Source organism: Dokdonia sinensis (genome assembly GCF_003688895.1).
Taxonomy (GTDB): domain Bacteria; phylum Bacteroidota; class Bacteroidia; order Flavobacteriales; family Flavobacteriaceae; genus Dokdonia; species Dokdonia sinensis.
Genome location: NZ_REFV01000001.1, coordinates 332,933 through 349,356 on the forward strand (window position 1 = coordinate 332,933; position 16,424 = coordinate 349,356).

The following is a 16,424-nucleotide window of genomic DNA, read 5'->3' on the forward strand; positions in this document are numbered from 1 at the left end:
ATCATTTATCGTAAAAGACGAATATCCACTCGAAAACGAGTGTGCATAAATTTTAACACCCCAAATAACAATGGCAGGTTTCTATTTATTTTTTTACGTGTAGCTTTACTAAAATTCAAATGGAATGACAAAAAACATTTTTGTAGGGCTTTTTTTTGCGCTATTCACGATGAATGCCTTAGCTCAGGAAAAGTTCACTTTAAGCGGAACCGTTACTGATGTAGAAAGTAACGAAACGCTCATAGGGGTAAACTTACTCTTCCCTGAAATTTCTAATGGTGTTGCAACAAACTCTTACGGCTTTTACTCTATTACATTACCTGCAGGCACGTATCAATTACGTCTGAGCTACCTCGGGTATGAGGACCGATTAGAAACCATTGTTCTGGACTCCAGTATACGTCGTAATTTTGCAATGAAACCATCCAGCGAGTCCCTAGATGAAATTGTGCTCGAAGAAAAGGTGGAAAAAGTGAGCATACGCAAACCGCAAATGAGTGTAAATGCGCTCTCTGCAGAGTCTATAAAAAGGATTCCTGTTGTTCTGGGTGAGGCAGATGTAATTAAGGCAATTCTATTACTCCCTGGAGTCACAAGTGCTGGCGAGGGAGCTTCTGGATTTAACGTACGTGGTGGTGCTGCAGACCAGAATTTAATCTTACTAGACGAGGCTACGATATTTAATTCTTCACACCTTTTTGGGTTTTTCTCTGTTTTTAATCCTGATGCTATTAAAGACCTTAAGTTATATAAAGGTGGTATTCCGGCCCGTTATGGGGGCAGAGTTTCCTCTGTTCTGGATATTTATCAAAAAGAAGGAAATAGTAAAAAACTTAAAGTAAACGGCGGCATAGGAGCTGTTGCAAGTAGGCTGCTAGTGGAAGGTCCAATAAAGAAAGATGTAGGTGCATTCCTCATAGGTGGTCGTGCCTCTTATGCACACTTGTTTTTGCCCCTTTTTGACATAGACAGTAAGGCGTATTTTTATGACCTGAACACAAAGCTAAACTATAAACTCAATGAAAATAACAACCTGTATCTCTCAGGGTATTTTGGTCGCGACCTATTTAGTATAGAAGATAGTTTTGAGAATATTTATGGTAATGCAGTTTTAAATCTTAGGTGGAATCATCTGTTTTCTGACAAACTATTTTCTAACGCATCCCTGATTTATAGCGATTATTATTATGGGCTAGGCTTAGATTTTGTTGGATTTAATTGGAATAGTGGCATCTCTAATATTAACCTTAAGTATGATTTTACATATTACCTTAATGATGCAGTAAAAGTATATACGGGAATTAATAATCTCTATTACACCTTTAATCCGGGTAAAATAGAACCAGATGGCCCTGATTCTGGAATTGTAGAAGAACAACTGACACGCAAGTATGCTAACGAGTTTGCGGCTTATGTAGATGTAGAGCATAAACTCACAGAAAACCTCAGTATGGAATACGGCCTGCGTTGGAGCAATTTTACCAGACTAGGTCAGGACGAAGTAAATGTGTATCGCAATGATCAGCCCGTGACCTTTGACCCTTTCCTACTGATTTACCAAAGCGCTGAACCTACAAACGTAGATACTTCATTCTCCCGAAGTGATAAACTGGCAACGTTTAATAGTTTTGAGCCTAGACTTTCGGCGAGTTATGCCTTTAATGATGATACTTCGGTGAAGGCTAGTTATACTAGGCTTGTTCAGTATTTACACTTGCTTTCAAATACGAGTTCGCCTACGCCACTAGATGTGTGGACACCTTCTGGACAATTTGCCGCTCCTCAAGTATTAGACCAATATGCTGTAGGATTCTTTAAGAATTTCCGCTTTCGCGAAAGCGAATACACCATAGAAACCGAAGCATTTTACAAAGATATAGATGGTCGTATAGACTACATAGACGGCGCGCAACTCATTGCAAACGATGCGATAGAGCAAGTAATCCTTCAAGGAGAAGCTCGGGCTTACGGTCTAGAATTTTTCCTGCGTAAGAATGAAGGGAAATTTACTGGATTTTTATCATACACGCTTTCTAAATCTGAGCAGCGTACTCCAGGAAGAAATGAAAACGAGATAGGAATCAACCGTGGAGAGTGGTACAACACACCGTACGACAAGACCCACGACATCTCGATGAATCTAAATTATGAACTAAATGACCAATGGCGTTTTGGCAGCAATTTATTATTTCAAACGGGGCAACCTACAAACTTCCCGGTGGGTCAGTTTGAATTTCAGGGTATTGTTATCCCGACATACGGACCGAGAAACAAACAACGACTTCCGGATTATCATAGGCTTGACCTAAGCGCAACGCTCACGCCTAAGGCAAACAGAGGTCGCAAATGGCAATCTGAGTGGGTATTTAGCGTATACAATGTCTATAACCGCAGAAATGCTGCTTCTATAAATTTCCGCCAGAATGATCAAACCTTCAGAAATGAGGCGGTCCGCACATCGATTTTTGGTATCATTCCTTCTGTGACTTATAATTTTAAATTTTAATGCGTAGGATAACCTACATATTGATTTTTGGAGTGCTCCTTACAAGTTGTGAGGATGTGGTAGACGTAGATTTACCTACTGAAGAATCTAAACTTATTTTTGAGGGCGTTCTTAGATATAATAATGATATACCCCGAGAAAATAGAATAAGAGTATCAACAACGGGTTCTTTTTTTGGGACTATAGAGCCAGAAACATTAGGAGATGCACAACTCTTAAACGATACTCAAGGTGGCCTACCCGGATTTTATGTACAAGATCCAGAAAGACCAGGAGACTATATACCCGGTTCAGATGGAATGCCTATAGACGATTTCCTGTTAATTACAGGGGAATTTAATCCAGATGACCTCTTGGTACTAACTTTCTTTTATCTGGATGAACTTTATCTGGCTTTTGCTAGTTATGTTAAAGCACCTGAGATTACTTCTGTCACTCAGGGCACAGAAGTCTTATTTGACGAAGATGAAACAGAAATTATTATAAGTTTTGATGATCCTGAAGACGAGAAGAATTATTACGTAATAAGCTATGGAAATGGTGAGTTTGTGGCACTAGAAGACGAATTTTTTAATGGCCAATCCTACTCCTTTTCTTATTTCTCATCGCAGGACTTGAATACTGGAGACGAGATAGAGATAAATCTTTGGGGAGTAGATGAGGTTTTTTACAACTACTATCTAAAGCTTATAGAACAAAGTGAGATGGGAGAAAACACATTATTTCAAACCCCTGTGAGCACCGTACGCGGTAATATTCTCAAAGTAGAGGATATTGATAACATTGACCTTTTTAATAATGTGGGAAGACCTCAGGAATTTGTTTTAGGATATTTTGCCGTCGTTCAAGAACACACAAAAACACTCATTATTCAATAATTGAATATTAAGAAAATACTATGAAAAAACTAATATATCTTTTAATCTGCATTCCTTTATTATTTTCCTGTGAGGATGTTGTAGAAGTCGATCTGGAGGCAGAGGCTCCTCGCTTAATTGTAGATGCGCTCATACGTGTAGATACTACACAATCCCTAACCCCTGCTAACATAAAAATATCGTTGAGCTCCTCATTTTTTGACGAGATACAACCTGCAGAAGTCGAGAGTCTTATTATTCTTAATGAATCCTCAGGAGCATTTGTACCTTATGAACCTGTGCCTGGAGAACCTGGAATGTATCGTCCCTTTCCCACTACTGTCTCTCCAGTTGCAGATAATATGATAGTTACAAGTTTTCTTTCTGATCCTGATGCCGAGTTTATTATGCAAGTAGACTATGAAGGACGGTCTTATCTGGCCCGCACAAATTTTGCTCCTTCGGTAGCGATAGACGATCTAACCCAGGGTGACGGAATGCTTTTTGGCGATGACCAGACAGAAGTTGCAGTAACCTTTACCGATTTTCCCCAGCGGCAAGACTTTTATGTTTTTGATCTTGATTTTGGAGAATTTATAACCTCTGAAGATCAATTTATAGAAGGGCAAGAGTTTCAGTTCTCTTATTTTTATGACCAGAATATAGAACCAGGTGATGAGATTACCATTAGTATTCTGGGTGCCACAGAGCAGTTTTTTGACTATATGAACGGTATTATCGAGCAGAGCCAGCAAGGTGACAATGGTCCTTTCCAGACCCCTACTGCTACCGTAAGAGGCAACTTTCTTAATGTAACGGACATCGACAATATCGACCAGTTTGATAACCTAAATCGACCAGATGCATTTATTCTGGGCTATTTTTCGGTTTCACAGGTTTTTACAGAACGTATCGTGATTGAGGATTTATAGACTTTTTCCGCTTTCGCGAAAGCGGACCTCTAGACCAGCTCGGCAGACTTTTTGATTCTTACCTGCTTTACTTATTTTAGCCTTTTATGAGATTGAAACTTTTAAGCCTGATTTCTTTGCTATTATGTCTTACTGGATATAGTCAAACCAACGTTCCAGAAGACTATTTTAGAGCTCCTATGGATATTCCGATGGTGTTATCTGGAACCTTTGGTGAGTTGCGCAGTAATCATTTTCATAGTGGTCTGGATATCAAGACGCAGCAAAAAACTGGAATACCCATATATGCTGCAGCAGACGGTGTCGTGAGCCGTATCAAAGTTTCTCACTATGGCTATGGTAAAGCGCTATACATCTCGCATCCTAACGGATATACAAGTGTTTACGCCCACTTAAAAGAATTTTGTCCAGAAATAGAATCCTATATAAAGGAACGACAATACGAAAAAGAAGATTTTGAAATCGAAGTTTTTCCGACTGCCGAAGAACTTAAAATCTCCAAAGGAGAATTAATTGCCTACAGCGGCAATACTGGCGGAAGTGGCGGTCCACACCTACATTTTGAACTTCGAGATAAAAACGAACGACCTATGAATCCGTTCTTATTTGGCATTGAGGTAAATGATACTAAGGAACCTCAAGTAAGACGCGTTATGGCATATCCTATCGGACCTGGATCTCACGTTAATGGTTCAGAAAATCCTATTGAATTACGTCTAACCAAAAAATCTAAAGGAAAGTACGTGACCGAAAATCTTAAGGCAAAAGGCAGTATAGGTTTTGGTGTAACTACAAATGACCAACAAAATGGAGCTAATAATAGAAACGGAATTTACAGCATTAACACATTTATAAACGGCAATCATAATTTCGGACTGACAATGGATAAATTTTCATTTGCCGAAACTAGATATCTCAACAGAATGATAGACTACGGCTTCTATCAGAACAAGCGAAGTCGCATTCAGAAATTATTCGTAGAGCCTAATAATCCGCTAAGTATTTATAATAAAGTTGTAGACAGCGGAGAATTGCATATAGAAGATTCATTATCCTATGAGTATAGCATAAAGATTAATGACTTTAAGGATAACGAAGTACAAATTCAGATTCCTATAATAGGAGCTAATGACACGATTACCAACAAAAAAGAAATTGTTGTAACAGACCATTATGTTCAAGCAAATAATGCCTATACCTTTACGGATGGAAAGTTTGACATATATATTCCCAAAGGTGCATTATATGATGATGCGTATCTTGACATCCAAGTAAACGGAGACTTAGTAAAACTGCATCAAGATGAAATTCCGGTTCATAAGAATATTACCATAACATATGATTTAGAAGCATACGATATTGAAGATAGAACAAAACTTTACTTAGGAAGAGTAAACTACAAAGGCGATGTTTACTATAGTGGATCGCGTATAAATGACAACAAACTATCTGCAAGCACTAGAATTTTAGGTGATTATACCATTGCAATGGATACTACTCCTCCTGTAATCACTCCGCTCAATGTTTCTAATAAAAAATGGATGTCAAAGCAACGTTATTTAAAATTTAAAATAACGGACACTCAAAGCGGTATCAAAGGGTATCGCGCTACCGCAAACGGGAAATTCATTTTGATGGAATATGACTATAAAACTGAAAGTCTTGTACACGATTTAAACGATAACGTCGTTACAGATACGGAAAACAATTTTAAACTCATCGTGACAGATAATGTAGGAAATAGTGCTACTTTTGAGACTATTTTCTACAGAAAAAGATAACGCTTTTGAAAAATAAATCACTCCTCGCCCTTCTTCTATTTAGCCTAATAACGTGTACTGCTTTATCCCAGACTGCCTCCATACGTGGAATTGTTCTAGATGATCAAAACATTCCTATACCAGGCGTAAATATAGCATACGGAGCAGAAGGAACGCAGACGAACTTCAATGGCTTTTATGAGCTTATCATCCCTGCAAATCAAGACATTAAAATAACCTTTTCTTACGTAGGTCTAAAGAATGTAGTAAGTACATTTAATCTTAACAATAATGAGGATTATGAGTTTAACCCTGTTCTTAAAACAGATATCGAGCAAATAAACGAGGTGGTTATTACAACAGAAACACGGAAACGTGTGGAAGGAATTGTAACGATTTCCCCAGAAGCTATTCGTAGAATTCCAGGGGCTAATGCTGGTGTTGAGAACTTACTAAAATCACTCCCTTATGTAAGTTCCAATAACGAGCTCAGCACTCAATACTCTGTGCGCGGAGGAAATTATGACGAGAATCTCGTTTATGTTAATGAAATTGAAGTATATAGACCCTTCTTAATACGCTCAGGACAACAAGAAGGATTAAGTTTTGTAAACAGCGATTTAACTAGAGACGTATCTTTTAGTGCTGGGGGGTTCCAAGCAAAATATGGAGACAAACTTTCATCAGTATTAGATATTTCTTACAGAAGACCCGTAAGTTTTGGTGCAAGTGTAGACGCTAGCCTTCTGGGCGTGAGTGCCGCAGTTGAAGCAGCATCTAAGGATAACAGACTGACCTCAATTACGGGGGTTCGTTATAGAGACAATAGTCTTTTAGTCAATGCAAAGCAAACGGAGACCAATTTTCAACCTGTATTTGCAGATATACAGACCTACCTCACCTACAAGTTTACAAATAAATTTGAGCTTGACTTTTTGGGAAATATTGCCATAAACAAGTATGACTTTCAACCTATCACGCGTCAAACCAATTTTGGAACTATAGACGAACCTAGAGCGCTTGTTGTGTTTTATGAAGGGCAAGAGGAAGATCAGTACGAGACTTACTTTGGTGCGTTAAAGGGTATTTATCAAGCCAATGAGAATCTTACCTTAAAATTTCTTTCTTCTATCTATCATACTCAAGAGCAAGAACACTTTGACATTTTTGCTGAATATCGTATTGGAGAACCCAATACAGACATCGGAAGTGAAGATTTAGGAGATGTAGATTTTACTACAGGGATTGGAAATCAACTCACCCACGCAAGAAATGACCTCGATGCTCTTTTTATCAATGCTGAGCATAAAGGAACGTTTCTAAAGGATGACAATCAATTTGATTGGGGCGTAAAATATACACACGAGGATATACGCGATAGGCTTGAAGAGTATGAAGTTATTGATTCGGCGGGATTTTCTATTCGTCCACCTATTGGGGATTTTGTAAATGACCAACCTTATACTCCGTTTGATGCTCCTTTAGAACCTTTTACAAATGTAAGGGCTCGTAATGACGTACAGATAGATCGCATTTCGGGATATGCACAATACAGTAAGAGTTTTGACCTAGGAAATGGTGAAGCGTGGATAAATGCAGGAGTAAGAGCACACAACTGGACAGTTTCTGGTCAAAATATTGAGAGTACCACTCAAACCGTTGTTAGTCCAAGAGGTCAATTTACATATAAACCCGAGTGGGAATCAGATATGCTTTTTCGATTATCTGGAGGGGTATATCACCAGCCCCCTATTTATAGAGAATTACGTGATTCTCTAGGTCAGGTAAGACCAGAAGTTAAGGCGCAACAATCCATACACGTAGTGGCGGCACACGATTGGAGCTTTAAGATGTGGAACCGCCCCTTCAAATTAGTATCTGAGGCTTACTACAAAAAACTTACAGATGTAAACCCCTACACCCTTGAGAATGTAAGAATACGATATAGAGCTAGGAACAATGCCGAGGCTAGAGCTTATGGTTTTGATATGCGACTCAATGGAGAGTTTGTTCCTGGAACAGAAAGCTGGATTAGTTTAGGGTTTTTAAAAACTGAAGAGAATATAGATAATCAAGGGTACATCCCCAGACCAACAGACCAACGCTTAAAAGTGGCATTTCTTTTTCAAGACTATGCCCCTACTATTCCTAATTTGAAATTATACCTCAATATGGTTTATCAGACCGGGGTACCTGGAGGATCACCGAGTTATGCAGACCCTTATGTATTTAGTGAGTTACCTAGACTTCCTGATTATTTTAGGGCAGACGCAGGGTTTTCTTATGTCATTGTAGACAGAGAACGCACTTTTAAAGACGGTCATTTCTTAAACGTTTTTGAAGAACTTTCGGCTGGGTTTGAAATCTATAATGTTTTTGACAGACAGAATTCTATTACGAATACATTTGTGAGGGATGCAAGTACAAGAAGACAGTTTGCCATACCTAACTTTCTTACACCGCGAGTATTTAATGTAAGGGTAAGTGCCAAGTTTTAAGCAACAGGCACCTCCAGAAATTCTTTAAGCACCTCCATCACATAGTCTATTTCCTCTTTTGTATTAAAGGTAGAAAACGAAAAACGAATACTCGGTTTTAGCAAGTCTTCTTGAGAAAGCATCTCATTAAGAACGTGCGACCCCTTTTCTGAACCACTCTGACACGCACTTCCTTTAGAACAAGCAATCCCCTTCATATCTAATTGAAATAAAAGCATCAAGGCTTTATCTGGAGATATAGGAAGCCCTACGTTTAAAAGGGTGTAGGTGCTTTTATCATTGAAGGCACAATTCCCATTGAGCTTTATTTCTGGGATTTCATTTATTAGCCTTTCGGCGAAATAATTTTTAAGACCTTCCACATAACTGCGCTCATTTTCCAAGTTATCATACGCCATTTGCATAGCCTTCTCCATTCCTACAATGTTATGCACACCTTCTGTACCTGCCCGCAGACCGCGTTCTTGGCCTCCGCCGTGTATTAATGGTCTAAGACCGCTATTCTTTCTTATAAAAGCAAAACCAATCCCCTTAGGACCGTGAAATTTATGCGCAGCGGCTGCTACAAAATCTACCGGTATGTCCTTAAGGTCTACATTAAAATGACCGATACTCTGCACCATATCCGAGTGAAATAGGGCATCATATTTTTTACAAAGTATTGCGATTGCCTTGATATCAATCATATTTCCTACTTCATTATTTACGTGCATCAGACTTACGAGCGTCTTTTCTGAACTAGATGCCAATAGTTTTTCTAGATGTGCATCGTCAGGAGTACCGCAGTCCTTAAGCGCAACATACTCCAAAGATGCGCCGTATTGCTCTGCTGCATATTCTGTGGCGTGCAAGACAGCGTGATGTTCTATTTTTGAAGTAATAATTCTTTTTACGCCTAAATCGCGCACAGCACAGGATATTGCAAGATTATCTGCCTCAGTACCTCCAGATGTAAAAATGATTTCCCCGGCCGAAACATTGAGAATCGCTGCTATAGATTTACGTGCATTTTCTACTAAACTTTTTGCAGTCCTTCCATAAGCGTGTGTGGATGAAGGATTACCTGGAATATCTCGTAAGACTTCAAACATCCTTTCGGCAACTTCTGGTCTCAACTGGGTAGTAGCAGCACTATCAAAATAAACTGATCTCATGTAGCGTTTTAATTAGGGGGAACGGTATTTAGATGACAAAAATAGGGTAAATAAAATAATATTTTCGCGAAAGCGGAATCGTATCCCTTTTGCCTATTTTTGTTTAAAATTGCTCTTATATGAAGAATCTAGTTTGTGCTTTTTTTGTATTATTTTTTCTTAGTTGTGATGACGGAGATATTATTGTGACCACCTTCGATTTTGAAGAACAAACATTAGAGCGCTGTACTGATTTTGACTTTGTTTTTTTTAAAATAAATGATGATGTAAACGAGGCACTCTTACTTCAATTTGATACATCTGCGCCCTTTTTACAGGAGCCAGGGACATATACAGCCTCTATTTCGCCAGGGGGCACGGTGACCTACAGGAGATTTGACTCGAGTATTGGGAACGATTACTTCTGCACTGTCGTCCCTCCTACTTCTCCTAGGGTTTTAGAGGAATTCATAAGTACGGTTGGTACTGTAAATATTGAGACAGAAGGTGATTTTGAAGATGGAGACGGTATCCCAAGCGATATTGAGGACACCTCTGTAGCTGGAAATCAAGATACAGATGGGGACGGTATTCTAGACATACGAGACCTAGATGATGATGGTGATAATGTTCCAACGATTAATGAAGGCGTTGTTTATGACGCGGAGACTGGAACGTTTACTTCTTTACTAGATACTGATGGAGACGGCATTCCAAATTACCTAGACACAGATGATGACGGAGATGGTATCCCCACCATAAATGAAGATGCAAATGCAGATTTAAACCCAATTAATGATATATCAGACGGTAACACCGATATGATTCCAGATTATCTCAATGAGAATGTAAGAACACAAGTAGACTCTACCTTATTGAATTATAGAGAACACACGTATCGCCTTATCAATGTTTCAGTACGACTAGGAGTTACTAATTTAGAATTTAGGAATTCTGCTGGCGAGCAGGTCATACGTGACATCCGTAATGTTGGTTTTGGTGAATATACTGCCCCTACACGTACAATTACAGAGCAGCCAGATCTTAATTAATTCGTATTTACATTCTGGTAAATGTAAACTTCTAGTGCACCTACTCCATACTTTTGGTAGTCGGCATCATAATACTTAACATTATCATATCGCCCAAAAAGATACTCCAACTCTGCACGTAAAACACCCTTGCCTACGCCGTGTATAAACACTACTTTCTGGATACGTTTTGAAATGGCAAATTTGAGCTGTCGCTCGGCGGTTTCCGTTTGTAATGTGAGCATATCATAGTTGCTCATTCCACGTTGATTTGTAAGCTGGTGTATATGTAAATCTACCTCCATAGGAGGAAGGTTGCGCTCTTTAGGTTTTACGCGCGTAGTAGCGTTTCTTTTTGGCATTTCCTTTTGGGCGACTATAGAAGAAGGAACACTTAATACACTTTTATCTAGACGTTTAAGAGGGATAAGTTCGCTTTCGCGAAAGCGTACAATAAACCCATCACTACTCTCCACACTCACATACTCGTCATCAATTGCGACTACTTCACCTTCCAGATCATCGTCTAGAGCCATAACCGCCTGCCCAATAGTGAATTGCATATAAAAAGTATTTAGAGTTCAAAATTACCTAAAAATGCTGTATTTCATCGAAAACATAAGAAAAACAAAACTTGATTTTCATTTTTTACGTAAATTTCCGCGTTAGTATAAACCCTGAATTATGAAACAATTATTTACTCTTGCACTATTTGCCTTAACGGGTACTACCGTTTTTGGTCAATTATACGTAAAACCTACAACGACGAGTGCTTCTTATGTTTATGTGGAGGACACTTTTATTTACGTAAAAGAAGGTGTTGAACTGGAGACTAATGATATTGGTACGATAACCTCAGCAGATGAGCGCAAATTTCCTTCAATCGCCTTGCGACAAGGAGCACAGCTACTTCAAGGAAATAATGCTCTTAAAAATACTGGAGATGGATTTTTGTCCGTTTTTCAAGAAGGTACGGCAGATGCTTATAATTATAACTTCTGGGCTTCGCCTGTAGGAGTAAGTACCGGATCTGACGTTAATAATTTTAGAGTAAGTAATACAGAATCGGAAACAGTACTTTTCAATCCGACAACTATTTTAAGGAGTAATCCACCAAACATTTTAGCTCCTAATGGAGGTTACAATGGAACGAATAACTCTGGCGCATTAAGTGTGGCATCCTACTGGTTATTTAAAAAACCACACGGCGATGATTATGGGAGCTGGCAGATTGTATGGGATACAGGATCAGTAGCTCCAGGTTATGGATTTACAATGAAAGGAATAGACGGAACAGATATGACCGACCCAGGAGAGGGATCTCCTAATAACTTAAGTAATCAAGGACAGCGTTATGATTTTAAAGGGCGGGCAAATAATGGAACAATTGCCATTAATGTTCTTCCAGATGACGAGATCCTTATAGGTAATCCTTATCCTAGTGCTTTTGACTTATCCTATTTTCTTTTGAGTAATTCTGGAACAAGCACATTTAACTATACAAATACGTCCTTTACAACAAACCCACAATCAGGTATTGTACAACAAGATATACTGTCAGGATCAGCACATTTCTGGGAATATGACCCAACTGTTAGATCGCACTTCCTTACAGAGTACCAAGGAGGTTATGGAGTATTTACACCAGTAGATGTTGATACTGATGGTATGTACATGCCAGCGACATTTGCGACATACAATGAGGATGGTACGGTTAATGATCCAGGTTCGGGAGATTCTATGTTAATGATAAACAGAAGATTTTCTCCTATAGGACAAGGATTTTTTGTTTATGCTTCGCCACGTTTAGCAACAGCAACTGATGCCATAATCGACAATAGATACCGTGTATACCGGAAGGAAGGAGACCTAAGCGACTTTAAATCGTCTGATACTGAAGAAACCTACACTATTCCTCAAGTCAGATTAAACGTAAATATAAACGACACCTACTCAAGACAACTTGCTATGGCTTTCTGGGACACAGCCACTCTTGGTGCTGAAACAGGAATGGACGGGAAAAACGTAAGTATTATAGATACCGACGCCTTCTTCGTTATAGATGGCCAGGATAATTTTGTTCTTAATACTCACAAATTCGATAGAGACAATTTCCTCCCAATAACACTTAAAGTAGGTGCACAGTCGGAATTTAATATTAAAGTAGCGTCTCAAATTGATTTTCCTGGCAATGGTGTTTATCTCTATGATCAAGAGCGCAACGAGTTTCACGATATTTTGAATGGTGAAGTACGCTATATGCTAGATCCAGGTATATATGAGAATCGATTCTTTGTTACGTTCAAGAAAAAAGGAGATGACGAAGAAACAGATGAAAATGATGAGGACGAGGAAGATGATGATACGTTAAGTCTGGAAGACAGTATCCTAGAATCTTTTGATATATTCCAGAACAACCCTTCTGGCCAATTAGAGATTCAAAATCCTAAAAACGTAGTGCTCAAAAACGTGAGTCTTTACGATATTGCTGGAAAGCAAATTTTTAATAGAACAGATTTAGGAGCAGACCAGACCTACACCTTCCCTACTGGAAACTTGAGCGATGCAATTTATGTGGTGCGCATTGTTACAGAGCAAGGACTTACAAAAGCAAGAAAAATAAGCGTCTTTAATAAGTAGTCGTTATGGATGAGTATATGCTGCCCTGTCTCAACAAGAAGTATCTTGGATTTGAATGTATGGGTTGCGGTATTCAGAGATCTGTAGCATTACTCCTTAAAGGAGAATTTGTAGAAGCATTTATAATGTACCCAGCAATCTATCCCTTGATAGGTTTGCTGGGTTTTTTAGTAGTAAACCAATTTAGAACCATAAAATATGCTAACTTTATTATTCCAGCACTTAGTATCCTCACAGTAGGCGCTGTAATTGTAAATTATGCATTAAAATTTTTTAACTAACCAACCAATATATTTTCTTATGGAACAACAAAAATTACCTAACGTTACTATTGCCCTTGTCCTGGGTATCATATCATTTATAGCTTGCTGTTGTTCTATGGGAATAGGAGGGCTTGTACTATCTGGAATAGCGTTTTACCTTGTTACTAAGGATCAAAAACTATATTTGGAAAACCCTGAGCTATATGGTAATTATAGTCAATTGAAAACCGCGCGCATCATTGCAATTATTGGTCTTGCACTTGCCGCTATAGCATTTTTATTCTCTATTTACCAAATCGTTTCTGCCGGAGGGTGGGCGTCATATAACGAACAACAAATGGAGCAGTTAAGGGAATTAGGATTCCCGATGGAATAATCGCTTACATAACTTCATTAGAAGAGGCTATAATTATTAATAATTATAGCCTTATTTTTTTCTTTAAGAAGGGCATTCCAAAATATTCTCTTATTTTAGACCCCATAACCAAATAAAAACTATGGAAACTCAACCAGATTTCACAAAAGGAACTCCTCCAGGAGAACGTCCGAGTAACTACCTTATTCTAGCTATCGTCACAACCTTTCTATGCTGTAATATAACAGGTGTTGTAAGTATTATCTATGCAGCACAGGTAAATGCAAAATGGAATGGTGGAGATTATGAAGGTGCGATACAAGATTCTAAAAACGCAAAACTTTGGGGAATGATCGGCCTAATAGGTGGTGCAGTCCTTATCGGTATTATTGCAATTTTTTATGGAGCAATGATTGCTTCCATAATGGCAAATGGTGGTGGTAGCGGCTATGGCTACTAGAAAGTGGCATCAACATAAGTATATCAAATACGGGTATCTGCTTCTAGCGATACCTGTATTTTTTTTAGTACGCTATTATTATTTTAATGATCCAGAGGTAGCTAAGGGTGAGGGAATATTTCCTCGCTGTTTCTTTCATCTGGCGACTGGGTTACATTGTCCAGGTTGTGGAAGCCAGCGTGCAACTCACGACCTTCTACATTTAAGAATTTGGGATGCACTCAAACACAATGTAATGATTGTCATTGTGGCTCTCGTTTTAATTGCAAAAGCATATGCAGTCCTTTCTAAAAAATACTTTCCCAAATATTATTATAATCTCGGCCACACCACTTGGTTTACCGTTGCTCTCGTTATTATCGTTTTTCTGTATTGGATTTTGAGAAATGTTCCCATATTTCCATTTACGGAGCTGGCACCTTAAAAAAGCTCAAGGGTTTGTGATTCAAATAAAGCTTAAGCAAGAGTAAAACTATCTGCATTATTTTCTCTTACCATTTCAAGTTTTAAGACTAGTTGGTTTTATTAGTAATACTTAGAATCTCCTAAATAAGCCTTAATAATCTCATTATACGGGGCGCCTATTTTAATCGCCGTAGTTCCTTCTAGAGCATAAAGAGATTCATAATCTTTATATCCCATTTTTAAAAGCTCCTCTAGGTAAAATAATGCCGCACCCTCATCCCCTTCCTGAGCGCTGTATGAAATTGCCTTTAAAAAGCCTTCGGGATTTTTCGGCGTTACAAGAGTACGCAAGACATTTACATAAAGTTTTTGAGCAAGAGGAGCCGCAACGTTCTGTTCTATTATTTGGGCGTTTGATTCGGTGAGCTCTTGGATGTAGTTTTTTAAGCGCACAGCGGCTTTTCTTTCTTGGCCGTTTGTGGCTGTACTGTCTATTTTTGCATCCAGCTCATCCATTTGGTAGCTCCACCAGCCCAGATTGTCAAAGAAGGCATTGGTCGTATCCTCATTTAAGTAATACTCAAAATCCTGAGCTAGAAAATACTCCTCTTCTTGGACTGCGTTGCGCTGATTACGCTTTGCGCGAAAACTTCTGTTGCGACGTATTTCTTTTAATAATTCCTTTTGAGCAGAAAGATCATCGATATGAAATTTATATTTCGCCTTAAGCGATCCTACAAAATCAAAAGCCGCCAAATGTTTTTGGCGTTTTACAAGAAGGTCACCAAAAGCCAAATCATTTTCATAAAAAGCCTTTGCTTGAGGAAAGTCTTTTTCCCTCGTTAACATTAAAGCCGTAACAGCAGCCGAAAGGTACCCAGCATCTGGAATCGCAGCATCACCCTCATACCACAAGAAATCTGCAATAAAATCTCTCTTTCCAATTAGTGACTCTAATCTATCCATTTTATAATAATTCCTACTCTCGTCACCCGCTAGAATCACAAACTTCAACTTGGGCAAAGAGCGCAGTAAATTTATATCAATATATGCATCATCTACCGCAATAACTCCCGCAATGGTTTTATTTAAAATAGCACTACTGCAGGCTACTAGCGCACCCTTTCCATTACCAGCAAGTATAATGCGAGATGTATCAATAGCGTAATTAGGGTATAAATCATTTATAAATTCCGAGCTTTCACTAAGGGCAACTTGGAGACTATCGTTCACAGGTGCGTTTGGAGCTATAATAATACTATTAGTAAGCTCTGCAGCAATTGTAAATTGTTGGACTGCTGCTGCCCCTTTGCCACTTTCTTCAAAAAAGAAGACAGTCTGATAAGACTTTTGCTCATCGTAATCCCTAGGAAGATATACTGCGTGCGTCATACCACTACCCTTCTCCATTTGGACTGAGGGAATGACGACACCCCTATTTAAAGTGTTTTGAGCAGTTGCTACAATAGAAATTAAAAAGAAAAACAAACTGTATCTCATAGTGTTCATTTAGATAGGTAATCGTTTATCAAATACCGTGCACAAATTAAAGGTAGGAAAAAGGAAAGACCATATAATCGCTGT

14 protein-coding genes are annotated in these 16,424 nt (G+C 38.6%); 11 read left to right on the forward strand and 3 right to left on the reverse strand.

Annotated features, from left to right (window positions below; all coding sequences use genetic code 11):
- Positions 1-124 precede the first annotated feature (124 nt).
- The 5 genes from EAX61_RS01375 to EAX61_RS01395 all read left to right on the forward strand — a co-directional run bounded on the left by EAX61_RS01375 (position 125) and on the right by EAX61_RS01395 (position 8,553).
- Positions 125-2,506 (forward strand): TonB-dependent receptor, encoded by a 2,382-nt coding sequence (locus tag EAX61_RS01375; RefSeq protein ID WP_121915853.1) that lies wholly within the window; start codon positions 125-127, stop codon positions 2,504-2,506.
- On the forward strand, positions 2,506-3,384 hold the full coding sequence (locus EAX61_RS01380) for a DUF4249 family protein (RefSeq protein ID WP_121915854.1): 879 nt from the start codon (positions 2,506-2,508) through the stop codon (positions 3,382-3,384). Before EAX61_RS01375 ends, EAX61_RS01380 begins: the two co-directional genes overlap by 1 nt.
- A 20-nt stretch (positions 3,385-3,404) precedes the next feature.
- Complete coding sequence (locus tag EAX61_RS01385; protein WP_121915855.1) at positions 3,405-4,295, forward strand: DUF4249 family protein; 891 nt, start codon at positions 3,405-3,407, stop codon at positions 4,293-4,295.
- An 86-nt stretch (positions 4,296-4,381) separates the two neighbouring features.
- Complete coding sequence (locus EAX61_RS01390; protein WP_121915856.1) at positions 4,382-6,076, forward strand: M23 family metallopeptidase; 1,695 nt, start codon at positions 4,382-4,384, stop codon at positions 6,074-6,076.
- Between the two features lie 5 nt (positions 6,077-6,081).
- A complete protein-coding gene (locus EAX61_RS01395; RefSeq protein ID WP_121915857.1) occupies positions 6,082-8,553 on the forward strand; it encodes a TonB-dependent receptor in 2,472 nt (823 codons plus the stop codon).
- On the opposite strand, the gene EAX61_RS01400 is transcribed toward EAX61_RS01395, so the two are convergent.
- On the reverse strand, positions 8,550-9,707 hold the full coding sequence (locus tag EAX61_RS01400; protein ID WP_121915858.1) for a cysteine desulfurase family protein: 1,158 nt from the start codon (positions 9,705-9,707) through the stop codon (positions 8,550-8,552). The genes EAX61_RS01395 and EAX61_RS01400 overlap by 4 nt on opposite strands.
- Positions 9,708-9,826: 119 nt before the next feature.
- Between EAX61_RS01400 and EAX61_RS16675 the strand changes: the two genes are divergently transcribed.
- The gene (locus EAX61_RS16675; protein ID WP_121915859.1) at positions 9,827-10,738 is read left to right on the forward strand and encodes a hypothetical protein; all 912 of its coding nucleotides are present in this window, start codon (positions 9,827-9,829) and stop codon (positions 10,736-10,738) included.
- Here the strand turns inward: EAX61_RS16675 and EAX61_RS01410 are convergent.
- A complete protein-coding gene (locus EAX61_RS01410) occupies positions 10,735-11,280 on the reverse strand; it encodes a Smr/MutS family protein (protein WP_121915860.1) in 546 nt (181 codons plus the stop codon). The genes EAX61_RS16675 and EAX61_RS01410 overlap by 4 nt on opposite strands.
- A gap of 121 nt (positions 11,281-11,401) precedes the next feature.
- Here EAX61_RS01410 and EAX61_RS01415 point away from each other — a divergent pair, with 121 nt between their 5' ends.
- From EAX61_RS01415 to EAX61_RS01435, 5 genes are all read left to right on the forward strand, one after another.
- Complete coding sequence (locus EAX61_RS01415; RefSeq protein ID WP_121915861.1) at positions 11,402-13,357, forward strand: T9SS type A sorting domain-containing protein; 1,956 nt, start codon at positions 11,402-11,404, stop codon at positions 13,355-13,357.
- Positions 13,358-13,362: 5 nt separating this feature from the next.
- Complete coding sequence (locus tag EAX61_RS01420) at positions 13,363-13,638, forward strand: DUF2752 domain-containing protein (RefSeq protein WP_121915862.1); 276 nt, start codon at positions 13,363-13,365, stop codon at positions 13,636-13,638.
- A gap of 19 nt (positions 13,639-13,657) precedes the next feature.
- Complete coding sequence (locus tag EAX61_RS01425; RefSeq protein WP_121915863.1) at positions 13,658-13,996, forward strand: CCC motif membrane protein; 339 nt, start codon at positions 13,658-13,660, stop codon at positions 13,994-13,996.
- A gap of 121 nt (positions 13,997-14,117) precedes the next feature.
- Positions 14,118-14,435 (forward strand): CD225/dispanin family protein, encoded by a 318-nt coding sequence (locus EAX61_RS01430; RefSeq protein ID WP_121915864.1) that lies wholly within the window; start codon positions 14,118-14,120, stop codon positions 14,433-14,435.
- The gene (locus EAX61_RS01435; RefSeq protein ID WP_161555157.1) at positions 14,425-14,859 is read left to right on the forward strand and encodes a DUF2752 domain-containing protein; all 435 of its coding nucleotides are present in this window, start codon (positions 14,425-14,427) and stop codon (positions 14,857-14,859) included. The genes EAX61_RS01430 and EAX61_RS01435 overlap by 11 nt, the downstream gene beginning before the upstream one ends.
- Before the next feature lie 101 nt (positions 14,860-14,960).
- Here EAX61_RS01435 and EAX61_RS01440 read toward each other — a convergent pair whose 3' ends face one another.
- Positions 14,961-16,340 carry an alpha/beta hydrolase gene (locus EAX61_RS01440; protein ID WP_121915865.1) on the reverse strand — a complete coding sequence of 460 codons (1,380 nt, stop codon included), beginning with the start codon at positions 16,338-16,340 and terminating at the stop codon, positions 14,961-14,963.
- Between the last annotated feature and the right edge of the window lie 84 nt (positions 16,341-16,424).